Source organism: Kitasatospora sp. NPDC001261, from assembly GCF_042896795.1.
GTDB lineage: Bacteria > Actinomycetota > Actinomycetes > Streptomycetales > Streptomycetaceae > Kitasatospora.
In genome coordinates, this window is record NZ_JBIAXP010000013.1 from 47,985 (window position 1) to 61,195 (window position 13,211).

Genomic DNA, 13,211 nt, shown 5'->3' on the forward strand with positions numbered 1-13,211 from the left:
GGTGGGTGGGTGTGGGGGGGGGGGGGGGGGTTTTCCCCCCCCGGGGGGGGGGGGGGGGGGTGGGGGTGGGGGGGGGCCCCCCCCCCCCACTCCCCGGGGCTCCGCGGTGGCAGCCGTCAGCCGTCAGCCGTCGGCTGTCCGCCGTGCGGCGGTCAGGGCCAGAGGCACTGCGACTGCGGGTCGAAGCAGGTGAGGCCCAGCGAGGACGCCACCTTCGCGATGTGGACGCAGGCCTCCTCCACCATGCTCCAGCGGATCGGGAAGTAGATCAGCGGGCCGCTCGCCTCCCCGATCAGCGGGCCGGTCGACCACGGCGAGGTGTCGTCCTCGTCCTCGGTGAGGTCGGGCCACCGCTCCAGCAGCGCGGCCACGAAGGCCGCGATCCGCTCGGTCGGCGGAAGGTTCTCCTCGTCCGTGCCGAGGTACCGCTCGTACAGGTCGTCGAAGCACCGGCCCGCCGCGGCGTCGTCCGCGGGGCGCTCGCCCTCCCAGACCGCAAGGTCGTAACTCATGGGCGCAGCCTGCCACCCGGCACCGACAACCGCCCCGGAGCCCGTACGCGCAGGCCCGGCCTGCCAGGGGCCGCCGCCGTGGGGGAGTGGGAAGTCGGCGGGGCCGACTTTCCATTCCCGGCGGCTCCCCGGTTCCCCGGGGCGGCTGCTCCGTGTGGCCGTCAGCCGGCCGGCTGCGCCCGCTCCAGGGCTTCCCGCAGCCGCCTGACCTCGTCGACCAGTCGTGGCACGTCCTGGCGGGCGGCGGCGATGAAGTCGAGGTCCGCGTCCGTCGCGGGGTCCGGTCCCGTCCGGGTGCGGCCGTCGGTGGTCCGGGTCAGGTGGAACTCGTCGTCCCGCGGCGCGTCGGGGCGCAGTTGGACGAAGCTCGCGCCGCCGATCCCCTGGCGGGTCTCCAGCCGGGCGACCCACGGCCCCGGTGTCGCGGCGCCGGCGCGCAGCTCGATCGCGGACAGTTCTTCCTCGGACAACGGCTCGTCGGACGGCATGCCCGGATCCTGCCCCGGTCCTCCGGGCCTGTCCAGGGCCACCCGGGCTGCCTTGAGCGGGGTGGCCCCGTCTGTTCAGTCCCGCCGGTTCGTCGGCCGGGCCTCGACCCACTGCGGTATCCGCGCCGGTGCCAGGAACTTCTCGTTGAGCACCAGCATCCACGCCAGCGCGATCATGCAGACGATCGGGATCGCGAGCAGCAGCACGATGAAGACGATCGGGTGCGCGTGGCTGAACGCGTCGCTGTTGATCCCGAAGAGCGTCACGGGACCGGCGATGACGAGGGGCGCCACCAGCCAGCAGAACAGGTAGGTGCGGATCACCTCGCTCATGCGCAGTTCGGCCCGGCCCAGGAACACGTACTGCGTGGTGCTCGTCGAGGAGCCGTGCCGCCCGGAGACGTCGACCGTCTCGCCCTCCTTGACGTAGTAGCGTCCCAGCGGCCGGATCGGCAGCATCAGCATGGTGAACCAGTGGGTGGCGAAGCAGGCTCCCTGGGAGTCCGGCCGCGTCTTGCCCAGCATCGTCCGCCCGAACCCGTTGACCGTGCCCAAGCGCGGTGCCGTGCGCATCGGCATGACCCTGTCCGACATCTGCCCCCCATCCCGGCGACAACCGTTGTGATCCGATCAGCATGCCAGCGCCGTACGACACCCTCCCGGCGGGGTCGCAACACCTCCATCGGATCTCCCCGGTGACGGACGGTCACCTCCCGCCGCCCGGCGGAGCGGGAAGTCGGCGGGGCCGACTTCCCGCGCGCGGGCGGCCCGCCGAAAGGGGCGGGCCAGGGGGCGCGCAGCCAGTAGACGGGGCGCGCGGCCAGCGGAGGGGGCGCGCGGGCGGAGGGGGCTCCGCGCTCTCGACGGATAGCTCTTACTGAGAGCTAAAATGAGGGTATGACCGCGACAGGGCCCGAAACGCTCGACGTCGCGCTGGCGGACGAGTTCTCCACCCTCCTCGTCGGCATCCAGCGCCTGGTCCGCCGCCGCCTGCGGCAGACGACGGACGAACCCCGCCTGCGCGGCGCCCAGGTCGAACTGCTGCGCCTGGTGATGGACAGCCCCGGACTGCGCGTCTCCGAGGCCGCCGAGGAGCTGTGCCTGGCCGGCAACTCCGTGTCCACCCTCGTCAACCAGCTCGTCGCCCGGAACCTGCTGCGCCGCGAGAGCGACCCCGCCGACCGGCGCGCCGCCCTCCTGCACGCCACCCCGGAGGCCGTCGAACGCATCGAGGCCTGGCGCCGGCGCCGCCGCGCGCTGATGGGCGACATCGTCGCCGGCCTGCCGCCGCGCGAGCGCGAGGCCCTGGCCGCCGCGCTGCCCGCCCTGCGACAGGTCGCCGAGGGCCTGCGCACCCCGCCGGAGGAGGAACGATGACCACCGAGGACACCCGGGGCACCGGGAACGCCGGGGACACCCGGGAGGCCGCGGACGCGGTGGCCTGCCGGGGCCTGGAGTACACCTTCCGCCACGGCCGAGGGAAGGCCACCCGGGCCGTCGACCGGATCGACCTCACCGTCCGCACCGGCGAGGTGTTCGGCCTGCTCGGCCCCAACGGCGCCGGCAAGACCACCACCATCCGCGCGATCACCACCCTGCTGCCCGTCGGCGCCGGCATGGTCCGCGTCTTCGGCCACGACGCCACCCGCCACCCCATGCAGGTGCGCCGCCTGCTCGGCTACGTCCCCCAGCAGCTGTCCGCCGACGCCGGGCTGACCGGACGCGAGAACGTCGCCCTGTTCGCCCGCGTCTTCGACGTCCCGCGCCGCGAACGCGCCGCCCGCGTCGACCAGGCGCTGGCCGCCGTCGACCTCACCGAGGCCGCCGAACGCATGGCCGCCACCTACTCCGGCGGCATGGTGCGCCGCCTCGAACTCGCCCAGGCCCTGGTCAGCGCCCCGCGCCTGCTCGTCCTGGACGAACCCACCATCGGCCTGGACCCGATCGCCCGCACCGGCGTGTGGGAACGCGTCGACGCCGTACGCGCCGCCACCGGCATGACCGTCCTGGTCACCACCCACTACATGGACGAGGCCGACCGCCACTGCGACCGCATCGCCCTCATGGACCGCGGCCGCGTCCGCGCGCTCGGCACACCCGCCGAACTCAAGGACCAGGTACGGCGCACCGACCCGGCCCAGGCCGCGCCCAGCCTCGACGACGTCTTCCGCCACTTCGCCGGCCGGCAGCTGGCCGACGCCACCGAAGGAGACTTCAGCGATGTCCGCCGTACCCGCCGCACCGCAGGCCGCGTCGGCTGAACCCCCCGCCCCCCGCCCCGCCGCCGGCCCCGACCTCTCCCTGCTGCTGGTGCCCCCGCGCGCCCGCACCGGCTGGCGCCTGGTGCCCGCCCGCATCGGCGCGATGTGCGCCGTCGAACTGCAGAAGCTGCGCCACGACCGCACCGAGCTCTACACCCGGGCCGTCCAGCCCGCCCTGTGGCTGCTGATCTTCGGCGAGACCTTCACCCGCCTCAAGGCCATCCCCACCGGCGGCATCCCGTACCTGGACTACCTCGCGCCCGGCATCATCGCCCAGTCCGCGATGTTCATCGCGATCTTCTACGGCATCATGATCATCTGGGAGCGGGACTCCGGCGTCCTCACCAAACTGCTCGTCACCCCCACCCCGCGCGCCGCCCTCGTCACCGGCAAGGCCTTCGCCGCCGGGGTGAAGGCACTCCTGCAAGCCGTCGTGGTCGTACTGATCGCCGCCGCCCTCGGCGTCGCCATGACCTGGAACCCGCTGCGACTGCTCGGCGTCGTGGCCGTCGTCCTGCTCGGCTCGGCGTTCTTCTCCTGCCTGTCGATGGCCATCGCCGGCATCGTCCTCACCCGCGACCGCCTGATGGGCATCGGCCAGGCCATCACCATGCCGCTGTTCTTCGGCTCCAACGCCCTCTACCCCGTCGACCTGATGCCCGGCTGGCTCCAGGCCGTCAGCAAGGCCAACCCGCTCAGCTACCAGGTCGACGCCCTGCGCGGCCTGCTCATCGGCACCCCCTCCCACCTGCCCCTGGACTTCGCCGTCCTCGCCCTCGCCACCGTGGCCGGCATCGCCGCCGCCTCCGCCCTGCTCAGGCGCCTGGCGCGCTAGCCGACGCCGTCACCACCCTGCGGAAAAACGCGGTGACACGCGGGGCGCCGCCCCGGGAGACTGCCTTCCAGCAAGCCGACGACCGGAAGGCGGCACCAGTGGCACTGGCGAGGAAGGGCACGCGGCGCATCGCCGTCGACGGCGTGCAGTACCGCTGGCGCGTGACCCGCCAACACTGGTGCTGCGACTACGAGGGCACCACCCTCGGCTACGCCGCCGAGCACGCCGCGCACCCCGGAACGACACTCGTCGTGGACACCGGCCGCCCCACCCTCCGCACCCCCGGGGCGGTGGCGACGGACCTCGTCCTGCCACGCGAAGTCGCCGCGGGCATCCGCACCGCCCGGGCGAACGGCTGGACAGCCGCCACCCCCGGCCCGCCCCTCACCCTGCACCTGTCCGCCGCCTGACCGGGAAGGAACGACACGACCCCATGACCCACGCCTTCCCGCAGACGGTGCTGCACACCCCGCGCCTGACCCTGCGCCCCTTCACCGCCGACGACACCGACGACACCCGCGCCGCCTGCGCCGACGACCTCACCCAGCACTGGCTGCCGCTGCCCCGCCCCTACACCCGCGAGGACGCCCACACCTGGTGCACCCGCACCGCCCACGACCTGCGCACCACCGGCGACGGCATCCACTTCGCCGTCACCGAGCGCACGAACGGGCGCCTGGCCGCCACCGTCGGCCTGAAGAAGACCGACTGGCGCTCCCGCAGCTCCGAAGCCGGTTACTGGGTCGCTCCCTGGGCACGAGGCCGGGGCATCGCCGCCGAGGCCACCCGCGCCCTGGCGCACTGGCTGCTCACCGCGCAGGCCTTCGAACGCCTGGAGCTCAAGGCCGCCACCGCCAACACCGCCTCCCGCCGCACCGCCCTGAACGCCGGCCTGCGCGAGGAGGGCGTGCTGCGCAACGCCGGCTTCACCCACCACGGCCGCACCGACCTCGTCCTGTACTCGCTGGTTCCCGCCGACCTGGGGTCGTCGCCGACGGCCTGACCGGGCCGGCGGCACCGGGTCGGGGCGTCAGGAGGCGGTGCGGCGCACCGGGTGGCCGCCGGGGCCGGTGGTGAGCCAGGAGCCGTCGCCGAGCGGCCGCAGGTCGTACGGGTCCGCCGCGTGGGCGTCGAACTCGCCGTGGACGCGGCCGGTGCGGGCGTCGACGCGGTAGTGGCGGAACCAGTCCTCCTCGTCCTCGGTCTCGCCGACGAGGGTGGCCAGGAGGGTGTCCGGGGTGAGGTGGCCGCCGCTCCACTCCAGGAAGACCGTGTCCGGGTCGTGGCCGAAGTCGTCGACGGTGAGGGTGAACACCGTCTCGCCGCCGGGGAAGGCGTGGACGGCGAGGTCCCTCTGGGCGTGGTCGACGGTCAGGAAGCGGTGCCCGTCGGGGGACAGGTCGATGAGGCAGCGGTCGTCCCACGGGTAGCGGAGGAGTTCCAGCCGGCCGCCGGCCAGCGACGCGCGGTAGACGGCGGTGCCGTCCTGCCCCTCGCCCACGTTGAGGAGCATCCCGCCGCTCGCCGGGTGGGCCAGCTGCACGCCGCCGTGCCCGACCGTCTCCAGGTCGGCCCGGGCGAGGACCGCCCCGCTCGCGGCGTCCACGGCGACCCACTGGTCCGGCCGGTCGCGGCCCGCCATGGCGTCGGGCCGGTAGACCCACAACACCCGCCCGTCCGGGGACAGTTCGCAGTCGGGCAGGTGGCCGTGGGCGTTGTCCGCCGCCGGTTCGAAGGGCGTGCGCCAGACCTCCGCGCCGTCGGCCGTCACGCAGACGGCTGCGTGGAGCGTCGTGTAGTAGGCGTGTCGCAGGTGGGCGGCGACGGCGTGGGCGACCACCCCGTCCCCGGGAACCGGCCGGCAGGCCACCGCGGGCGACAGCACGCCCACGGCGCCGGCGGCCGGGGCGTAGGCGCAGACGAGTCCGTCGACGAGCCGGGTGGTGAGCCGGACGGGGTGCGGGGAGGCGGCCATTCCCGGAGGCTACCGAACCCGGGCGGGCGGCCGCCGTCGGCCCCGCCTCCGGCCGCTCCCGGCCGCCTCCGGCCGGTCAGGGGCGCCACTGCTCCCGGTAGCCGGGGTGGTCGTGGTAGGACTGCGCGAGGACGCGCAGCGCGTACGCGAGGCCGGCGGCGCGGGGGTCCGAAGGGTTCATCGCGATGCCCTCCTGGGCCAGCTGGTCGACCAGGTCGAGCATGGGCAGGTGGCTGTCGAGGAGGGCCTCGGGGCCGAAGACGTGCGCCACGTAGGCGTAGGCGTGGTTGTCTTCCTCGTTGCGTGCGCGCAGGAAGCGCAGGAGGTCGTCCATGGGCCCATCCTGGTGCGCCGCCCTGGCGGGCCGGGAGCCGGGGCCCTTCCGCCCGGAGGGCGCGGGGGCGGCTCGGTACCGTGTGCCGCGGGCGGGCAGCGGGGGCCTGGTCGGTGAACGGGCTTGGCGGCGCGCCGGGTTGCGCGCGTCCCCGGCCGGCCGGTCAGGGGTGCGGCTGTTCGCGGTGGTCGGGTGGCCCGCGCCCGTCGTCCCGTCGCGGCCGAACTTCCGTTCGTCCTAGGGGAGTTCGTGCGGGATGGCCGCCGCGCTCGGCGCCGTGGTGCCGTGTTCCACGGGGACGTTGCTTCCTCCCGTGGGGGCGCGCGCGGAGCCGGGCGCCGGCCGGGCTCCGCGCGCGCAGGGGGAGGGGGTCAGGCGGCGGTGCCCTGCCGGCGGGCGCGGACGCTGGTGACCAGCTGGGCGCGGATGCGGGCGGGGACCTCGGGGGCGAAGCGGGCCAGATAGTGGTTCAGGTGGGTCTCGTCGCCGGTGAGGAACGGCAGGTCGAAGACCAGCAGTTTGCGCACCGCGAGCAGCGGGACGGGGGCGCGCAGCGGCCGGAAGGAGTGGTTCCACAGGCCGGGTTCCTCGCAGACCGGGTGGAACTGGCCGATCATCAGGCCCTGTTCGACGAACTCGTCCTTGGCCTTGCGCTGGAGCTCGTCCAGCACGGTGGAGTCCTCGCGGTCCAGCTGGGGCAGCACCAGCAGGACGGTCAGCAGTTCGCGGTCGGACTCCTCCGCCAGGTCGGCGAGCAACGCGTCGTAGTGGGCGCGCAGTTCGGCCACCAGCGCGGGCAGGTCCCCGCTGGGGGAGGCGCCGGGGGAGGTGTCGGCGACGGCGATGTGGAACAGGCCTCGGCGCAGCGAGGGCTGGGTGTAGGGGCAGACCGGGCCGCTGCGGCCGAGGTCGGGGTGGGCGGTGGTGAGGAAGGCGCGGGCCCAGGCGAGGGTCTCGGCGGCCTCGGGGCTCGCGGCGGCGCGGCCGGCGTCGATGTGCTCGGCGCTGTACACGCGCAGCGCCCCGGTGACGGCGGCCGCAGCGGTGGGGGCGACGGCGGCGGGGGCGGTCATCGGGGCCCCCGCCAGACCGGGGCCAGGCGGGGTCCGCCGCCGGGCAGGGCGAGGGCCTCGCCGAAGCGGGCGAAGCCGCCGCGGGCGAGCAGGCGGGCGCCGGACGGGGAGCTGGTCTCGGCGTAGGCGGCCTGGCCGGCGGTGTCGACCTCGGTGAGGAAGGCGTGCAGCAGGGCCCGCCCGGCGCGGGTGCCGCGGGCGCCGGGGCGCACCCCGACGAAGGCGAGGTAGTGGTGGGAGCGGTGGCGCGGGTGGCGCAGGGTCTGCAGGCGGGTGATGGCGGCCAGGCGGCGGGCCGGCTCGCCGTGGCCGGCGGCGTCGATCGCCTCGGCCAGGGCGGCGGTGGCGGCGCCGTCGCGCGGGCCCGGGGCCTCCCAGCGGCCGGGCGGCAGGAACAGCAGCGCCCCCAGCGGTTCGCCGTCCGTGGCGCCGTCGTCCGTGGCGCCGTCGCCGGCGGCCCGGTGGACGGCCAGCGCGCCCCCGTGGGCCAGGCACTGCTCGACGTGGACGCGGAAGAAGGCGGGCAGGACGCGGGCGCGGTGGCCGGGGTCGGGGAAGGCCCAGAGCATCAGCGCGTCGTCGGCGAAGGCGTCGGCGAGCGCGCGGGCCAGGGCGTCCTCCTCGCCCGGGCGGGCGGGGCGCACGACCGGCCGTACGGCGCTGTCGGCCGGCCCGGGGGGCGGTAAGGCGGTGCCCGCGGCGGCGGGCAGGGCGGTTGCGGTGGTCAACGGGCACTCTCCTCGAACGAGGGGGCGGACGAAGGGGAAGGAGCCGAAGGACTGGACGGAACACAGGGAGCGGACGGAGCAGAGGGAGCGGACGGAACGGTGGAGACAGGGGAACCGGTTGCCGAGGCGGCCAGCGCCGCGACCCGCGCGTGCAGCGGCGCCACCCACCCCTCCGCCTCCGGCTTGATCAGCACGCTGCGCAGCACCCGCGCCCCGTCCGCGTCCGCGCGCACGCCCGGGTGGCGGCGGGTGAAGTCGGCGGCGTCCACGCGCAGCACGCTCAGGTAGACGGGGTCGTGCTCGTCGGCCATGCCCTGGCGCAGGACCCGCTCGCTCGCGGCGTCGACCGCCGACAGCGCGGCCGGCCCGGCCGGGGTGGGGAAGTAGGTGACGATGTCCAGCTGCGGCCGCTGGTAGAGCGTCAGCTCCGCGCTGTCCTCGATCCGCCGCGCCCAGGCGAGGGCGGCGCGCCGGCTCGCGGCCAGCCCCGCGCCCAGCCCCCGCGCGGTGAGCGGCAGCAGCTGCAGGGTCAGCCACAGGGCGGCGGCCGAGGCCCCGGCGCGCGAGCACTCCAGGCTGATCTCGCCCAGGTGCAGCTCGGCGTCGGTGAAGTAGGTGTACGGGGAGTCGTGGGCGAAGTGCCGCCCGATGTCCGGGTCGGCGAACAGCACCGCCCCGCAGCCGTACGGCTGCAGGCCGTGCTTGTGCGGGTCGACGGTCACCGAGTCGCAGCCGGCGATCGCCCGCCACGGCGCCGTGTCCACGTCGAGGGAGGCGGCGAGCGCGTCGTCGGAGGCCAGCAGCGCGAAGAACCCGCCGTAGGCGGCGTCCACGTGCACCCGCGCCCCGTAGCGGCGGGCCAGCGGCAGGATCTCGTGCACCGGGTCGACGGCGCCCGCCCCGGTGGTGCCGCAGGTGACCACCACCGTGCCGACCCGCCCGGTGCGCAGCAGCTCCTCCAGCGCCCCGGTGTCCATCCGGCCCTCGGCGTCCGCCGCCACCGCGTGCCCCTGGACGCCCAGCACGTGGCACATCCGGCTGTGGGTGTAGTGGGCCTCGCGGCTGTACGCCACCCCCAGGCCCGGGTGGCTCTGGCGCGCCACGTACAGCGCCTCCAGGTTGGCGATGGTGCCGCTGCTGGTCAGGTGGCCCACGTGCGCGGGCAGCCCGAACATGGCGGCGAGCTGCGCGACGCACTCGCGTTCCATGTCGTTGGTGGCCGGTCCGCCCTCGTAGGCGTGGTTGTTGGGGTTGAAGCGCATCGCCGTCAGGTAGCCCACCACCGCCGCCGGGTGCGGCGGCTTGACCATCTGCCCGGCGTAGCGCGGATGGAAGAACGGGTAGTTGTGCTCCAGGCGCTCGGCGAAGCGCTCGAAGGCGGCCGCGAACGCCGCCTCGTCCACCAGGTGCGAGGGGTGCGGCTCCAGCGGCCCGAACCGCTCGCCCCACCGCTCGGCCACCTCGGCCGCCTTCGGCAGCCAGTACCGCAGGTCCACGCTCAGGCCCTTCCCCTCAAGTCCTTCGACAACGGGGGGCCGACGCGCGGGTGAGCAGCACGCCGGGCCCCTGGCGAGTACGAGCGTTCACCGCGTCCGAGTCCTTGAGCGTTCCTCGACCGCGTCCGCAGCCACCGTGGCCACCGCCCGCAAGGCGCCCGCAACACCCGCAGCTCACCCACCGCACCGCCCGACGGCCCCACCCGCACCGCCCCGGCCCCCGCCGCGGGCACCCCCGCACCACCCCCCCGCACCGCCCCGTACGGCCCCAGCCGGACCCCACCGGGACCCGAGCCGCCGCTGCTGCAATCACCCCCGGACAAGGCCGCCCCACCCCACCCGGGCGAGGCCGGGGGAGCTCACGCGGGAGGAACGACGCGATGGTGACCAGACGCAGGATGATCGGCGCCGCCCTGGCGACCGGGGGAGGAGTCCTGCTCGTGCGCACCACGCTGCGCCCGGCCCCCTCCGCCGCCACCACCGCGGCCGCCGCCGCCAAGGACGCCGGCCACGCCCACCCGGCCGGCGCCGCCGCCCCCGACCCCGGCCCCGACGCCGGCCCCGCGCTCGCGGAGAAGTTCACCACCGCCCTGCCGCTGCCCCCGGTGCTCAGCCCCGTCTCCACCGACGGCGGCGCCGACACCTACGCGGTGACCATGCTGCGCTCCTACGCCCGCGTCCTGCCCGGCCGCCGCACCGAGGTCCTCACCTACAACGGCGCCTTCCCCGGCCCCGTCATCCGCGCCCGCTCCGGGCGCCCGGTGGTCGTCCGCCAGACCAACCTGCTCGACGACCCGGTCTCCGTCCACCTGCACGGCTCCGCCGTCCCCGTCGACAGCGACGGCGGCCCGATGAACCTGCTGGGCGCCGGCGCCACCCGCACCTACACCTACCCCAACGACCAGCCCCACGCGAGCCTGTGGTTCCACGACCACGCCCACCACCTGGAGTCCGAGCACGTCTACCGCGGCCTGGCCGGCACCTACCTGCTCACCGACGCCACCGAGGCCTCCCTGCCGCTGCCCGCCGGCCGCTACGACCTGCCCATCGCCCTGCGCGACGCCCGCTTCGACACCGCCGGCAACCTCGTCTACCGGATGGACGACGCCGAGGGCCGCGCCACCGTCCTCGCCAACGGCCGCCCCTGGCCCAAGGTCGACGTCGCCGCCCGCCGCTACCGCATCCGCCTGCTCAACTCCTCCAACTTGCGCTTCTTCTCCCTGCGCCTGGCCGACGGCGGCCCCATCACCCAGATCGGCTCCGACGGCGGCCTGCTGGAACGCCCCCACACCACCGACACCGTCGACCTGTCACCCGGCGAGCGCGCCGACGTCGTCATCGACTTCTCCCGCTACCGCCCCGGCACCAGCGTCGTGCTCACCAACTCCATGCCGCCCGGCCCCGCCGAACACATCGGCCAGGTCCTGCGCTTCGACGTCGGCCGCCCCGCCCCCGACCCCTCCAGCGTCCCCGACCGGCTGCGCACCCTGCCCCCGCTGGGCCCGGTGGCCCGCGAGCGCACCATCGTGCTGAAGGTCGAGGAGGGCGGCGCGGGCGTGGCCCCGCTCGGCCTGATCGACGGCCGGCAGTACGACCCCGCCCGCGTCGACGCCGCCGTCGCCTTCGGCACCTCGGAGATCTGGACGGTCCACAACGCCAACACCGACATCCCGCACAACTTCCACCTGCACCTGGTGCAGTTCCGCGTCCTGCAGCGCAACGGCGCACCCCCCGGCCCCGAGGAGGGCGGCCTCAAGGACACCGTGCGCCTGATGCCCGGCGAGAGCGTGCGCCTGCAGGCCACCTTCGACTCCTACCGCGGCCGCTACCCCTACCACTGCCACCTGCTGGACCACTCCGCGATGGGCATGATGGCCCAGATGGAGATCGCCTGACACCCCGGTCCCGGGGCCGCCCGCCGACACCGCGCCGGACACGGGCGGCCCCGGGACCGGGGGAGCGGTCAGGACGCGTGGATGCCCTGCCCCGGCGTCAGGATCCCCGCCGGGTCCCAGCGGCGCTTGGCCCGCGCCACCGTCTCCCACAGCCCCCCGTAGTGGCGCCGCCAGTCCGCCCCCGTCATCCCCGGCACCGCCCCGATCAGGTACCGCTTGCCGCCCAGCTCCACCGCCAGGTCGTACAGCCGCCGGTTGCGCTCCAGCATCGCCGCCGTGTCCGAGCCCGGCCCCGGGAACGCCAGCAGGTCGAAGTGCCAGCCCACCTCCTGCCCGGGCAGCACCGCCAGCGGCGCCCGCACCTTCGAGCGCTGGTACGGGTAGAACAGCAGCAGCCCCGCCCCCAGGTCGGCGGCGGTCAGCACCTCCGCTGCCCGCGCCATGAACGCCCGCGCCGCGGACGCCGGCAGGAACACGCTCAGCCACGGCTTGGGCAGCGCCCACAGCCCCGACGCGCGCAGGTACCCGGCGAAGCCGTCCACCCGGAACGCGTACTCCCGCCAGCTCTGCTCCACCACCTCGCTCGACACCGGGCGCAGCCCCGCCAGCAGCGCCGCCCGGTCCACCGCGCCCCCGGCGTCCGCGAACGCCACCAGCTCCGCCTTGTACCGCCAGCGCGCACCGTCCTCGCTGCGCACCACGTCGCCGACCTGGAGGTCGAAGCGGCGCTCGGCCATGACCTTCTGCTGGTCGGCGAGGTAGGCGTCCAGGTCGTCGTAGTACAGCGAGAAGACGTGGGCGCGTTCGCGGACCTTCACCAGGGCGAGGGTGGCGCGCACGATGACGGCGACCTGGCCGCCGCCGGCCAGCACGGCCTCGAACAGTTCCCGGTTGCGGGTGGGGGAGGCGGTGACCAGTTCGCCGGTGCCGGTGACGACGTCCAGTTCCAGCACGTTGTCGACCTGCATGCCGTGGCGCTGGACGCCGCCGCCGATGCCGCCGACGCTCAGCGTGCCGCCCACGGTCAGGTGCAGGTAGTCGGTGAGCACCGGCGGCACCCAGCCCGCGGCCAGGCCGGCCTCGGTGACCTGCGCCCAGGTGGCCCCGGCCTCGACGACGGCGCGCCCGGGGCGCACGGACAGGACCTTGGACAGGCCGCGGGCGTCGATGGCGACGCCGCCGCGGGGGTTGGCCTGGCCGTAGCTGGAGTGCGACTCCAGGCCGGCCTCGCCGAGCTGGGCGAGGTCGCCGCTCTGGCCGTTGACGGCCACCGGGATGCGGTGGCGGCGGGCGAAGGCGACCAGCTGCTGCACGTCGCGTACCGAGCCGGGGCGCAGGACGGCCCGGGGGGTGGCGGTGACGAGGTGGCCGAAGTCGGTGGCGAAGCGTTCCAGGCCGGCGCCCTGGAGGGTCACCGTGCCGTCCAGGGCGGGCAGTCGGGCGATGTCGGCGCCCGTGGCGGTCCCGGCGCCGGTGTCGGCTTCGGTGGCCCAGGCGGCGGTGGCGGTGTTCCAGCCGATGACGGCGCTGACGGCGCCGGCGCCGGCCGAGGCGAGGAGGGCGCGGCGTGACAGTCCTGACCTGCTCATATCAGAATTTCTCCGATCAGTCGTC

15 protein-coding genes are annotated in these 13,211 nt (G+C 75.3%); 6 read left to right on the forward strand and 9 right to left on the reverse strand.

Annotation, left to right across the window (positions count from 1 at the left end):
* Positions 1-152: 152 nt before the first annotated feature.
* The 3 genes from ACFY4B_RS18520 to ACFY4B_RS18530 all read right to left on the reverse strand — a co-directional run bounded on the left by ACFY4B_RS18520 (position 153) and on the right by ACFY4B_RS18530 (position 1,573).
* Positions 153-512, reverse strand: coding sequence for a hypothetical protein (locus ACFY4B_RS18520; RefSeq protein WP_387968880.1), 360 nt, complete (start codon positions 510-512; stop codon positions 153-155).
* 161 nt (positions 513-673) lie between these two features.
* The gene (locus ACFY4B_RS18525; RefSeq protein ID WP_117485396.1) at positions 674-1,000 is read right to left on the reverse strand and encodes a hypothetical protein; all 327 of its coding nucleotides are present in this window, start codon (positions 998-1,000) and stop codon (positions 674-676) included.
* A gap of 75 nt (positions 1,001-1,075) precedes the next feature.
* Positions 1,076-1,573, reverse strand: a complete 498-nt coding sequence (locus ACFY4B_RS18530) for a hypothetical protein (protein ID WP_387968883.1) — start codon at positions 1,571-1,573, stop codon at positions 1,076-1,078.
* A 324-nt stretch (positions 1,574-1,897) separates the two neighbouring features.
* Between ACFY4B_RS18530 and ACFY4B_RS18535 the strand changes: the two genes are divergently transcribed.
* The 5 genes from ACFY4B_RS18535 to ACFY4B_RS18555 all read left to right on the forward strand — a co-directional run bounded on the left by ACFY4B_RS18535 (position 1,898) and on the right by ACFY4B_RS18555 (position 5,099).
* On the forward strand, positions 1,898-2,377 hold the full coding sequence (locus tag ACFY4B_RS18535) for a MarR family winged helix-turn-helix transcriptional regulator (RefSeq protein ID WP_387968886.1): 480 nt from the start codon (positions 1,898-1,900) through the stop codon (positions 2,375-2,377).
* Positions 2,374-3,261 carry an ABC transporter ATP-binding protein gene (locus ACFY4B_RS18540; RefSeq protein WP_049656639.1) on the forward strand — a complete coding sequence of 296 codons (888 nt, stop codon included), beginning with the start codon at positions 2,374-2,376 and terminating at the stop codon, positions 3,259-3,261. Before ACFY4B_RS18535 ends, ACFY4B_RS18540 begins: the two co-directional genes overlap by 4 nt.
* Entirely contained in the window at positions 3,221-4,096 is an 876-nt protein-coding gene (locus tag ACFY4B_RS18545) for an ABC transporter permease (protein WP_380781811.1), read from the forward strand. The genes ACFY4B_RS18540 and ACFY4B_RS18545 overlap by 41 nt, the downstream gene beginning before the upstream one ends.
* A 98-nt stretch (positions 4,097-4,194) precedes the next feature.
* Positions 4,195-4,506, forward strand: a complete 312-nt coding sequence (locus ACFY4B_RS18550) for a hypothetical protein (RefSeq protein WP_387968888.1) — start codon at positions 4,195-4,197, stop codon at positions 4,504-4,506.
* A gap of 23 nt (positions 4,507-4,529) precedes the next feature.
* The gene (locus ACFY4B_RS18555) at positions 4,530-5,099 is read left to right on the forward strand and encodes a GNAT family N-acetyltransferase (RefSeq protein ID WP_074006286.1); all 570 of its coding nucleotides are present in this window, start codon (positions 4,530-4,532) and stop codon (positions 5,097-5,099) included.
* 27 nt (positions 5,100-5,126) lie between these two features.
* On the opposite strand, the gene ACFY4B_RS18560 is transcribed toward ACFY4B_RS18555, so the two are convergent.
* The 5 genes from ACFY4B_RS18560 to ACFY4B_RS18580 form a co-directional block, all read right to left on the reverse strand.
* On the reverse strand, positions 5,127-6,071 hold the full coding sequence (locus tag ACFY4B_RS18560; protein WP_387968890.1) for a hypothetical protein: 945 nt from the start codon (positions 6,069-6,071) through the stop codon (positions 5,127-5,129).
* A gap of 76 nt (positions 6,072-6,147) precedes the next feature.
* Positions 6,148-6,405 carry a DUF6221 family protein gene (locus ACFY4B_RS18565; RefSeq protein ID WP_049656647.1) on the reverse strand — a complete coding sequence of 86 codons (258 nt, stop codon included), beginning with the start codon at positions 6,403-6,405 and terminating at the stop codon, positions 6,148-6,150.
* 371 nt (positions 6,406-6,776) lie between these two features.
* A complete protein-coding gene (locus ACFY4B_RS18570; protein ID WP_387968893.1) occupies positions 6,777-7,478 on the reverse strand; it encodes a DUF6875 domain-containing protein in 702 nt (233 codons plus the stop codon).
* On the reverse strand, positions 7,475-8,206 hold the full coding sequence (locus tag ACFY4B_RS18575) for a hypothetical protein (protein WP_387968895.1): 732 nt from the start codon (positions 8,204-8,206) through the stop codon (positions 7,475-7,477). The genes ACFY4B_RS18570 and ACFY4B_RS18575 overlap by 4 nt, the downstream gene beginning before the upstream one ends.
* A complete protein-coding gene (locus ACFY4B_RS18580) occupies positions 8,203-9,702 on the reverse strand; it encodes a pyridoxal phosphate-dependent decarboxylase family protein (protein ID WP_387968898.1) in 1,500 nt (499 codons plus the stop codon). Before ACFY4B_RS18580 ends, ACFY4B_RS18575 begins: the two co-directional genes overlap by 4 nt.
* Before the next feature lie 380 nt (positions 9,703-10,082).
* Between ACFY4B_RS18580 and ACFY4B_RS18585 the strand changes: the two genes are divergently transcribed.
* Entirely contained in the window at positions 10,083-11,597 is a 1,515-nt protein-coding gene (locus ACFY4B_RS18585) for a multicopper oxidase family protein (protein WP_387968900.1), read from the forward strand.
* A 68-nt stretch (positions 11,598-11,665) separates the two neighbouring features.
* On the opposite strand, the gene ACFY4B_RS18590 is transcribed toward ACFY4B_RS18585, so the two are convergent.
* The gene (locus tag ACFY4B_RS18590; RefSeq protein WP_387968902.1) at positions 11,666-13,186 is read right to left on the reverse strand and encodes an FAD-binding protein; all 1,521 of its coding nucleotides are present in this window, start codon (positions 13,184-13,186) and stop codon (positions 11,666-11,668) included.
* Between the last annotated feature and the right edge of the window lie 25 nt (positions 13,187-13,211).

Bases quoted from the DNA above. Each gene is read 5' to 3' on its own strand.
- ACFY4B_RS18520 (WP_387968880.1), bottom strand. From the start codon at position 512: ATGAGTTACGACCTTGCGGTCTGGGAGGGCGAGCGCCCCGCGGACGAC.
- ACFY4B_RS18525 (WP_117485396.1), bottom strand. From the start codon at position 1,000: ATGCCGTCCGACGAGCCGTTGTCCGAGGAAGAACTGTCCGCGATCGAG.
- ACFY4B_RS18530 (WP_387968883.1), bottom strand. From the start codon at position 1,573: ATGCGCACGGCACCGCGCTTGGGCACGGTCAACGGGTTCGGGCGGACG.
- ACFY4B_RS18535 (WP_387968886.1), top strand. From the start codon at position 1,898: ATGACCGCGACAGGGCCCGAAACGCTCGACGTCGCGCTGGCGGACGAG.
- ACFY4B_RS18540 (WP_049656639.1), top strand. From the start codon at position 2,374: ATGACCACCGAGGACACCCGGGGCACCGGGAACGCCGGGGACACCCGG.
- ACFY4B_RS18545 (WP_380781811.1), top strand. From the start codon at position 3,221: ATGTCCGCCGTACCCGCCGCACCGCAGGCCGCGTCGGCTGAACCCCCC.
- ACFY4B_RS18555 (WP_074006286.1), top strand. From the start codon at position 4,530: ATGACCCACGCCTTCCCGCAGACGGTGCTGCACACCCCGCGCCTGACC.
- ACFY4B_RS18560 (WP_387968890.1), bottom strand. From the start codon at position 6,071: ATGGCCGCCTCCCCGCACCCCGTCCGGCTCACCACCCGGCTCGTCGAC.
- ACFY4B_RS18565 (WP_049656647.1), bottom strand. From the start codon at position 6,405: ATGGACGACCTCCTGCGCTTCCTGCGCGCACGCAACGAGGAAGACAAC.
- ACFY4B_RS18570 (WP_387968893.1), bottom strand. From the start codon at position 7,478: ATGACCGCCCCCGCCGCCGTCGCCCCCACCGCTGCGGCCGCCGTCACC.
- ACFY4B_RS18585 (WP_387968900.1), top strand. From the start codon at position 10,083: ATGGTGACCAGACGCAGGATGATCGGCGCCGCCCTGGCGACCGGGGGA.
- ACFY4B_RS18590 (WP_387968902.1), bottom strand. From the start codon at position 13,186: ATGAGCAGGTCAGGACTGTCACGCCGCGCCCTCCTCGCCTCGGCCGGC.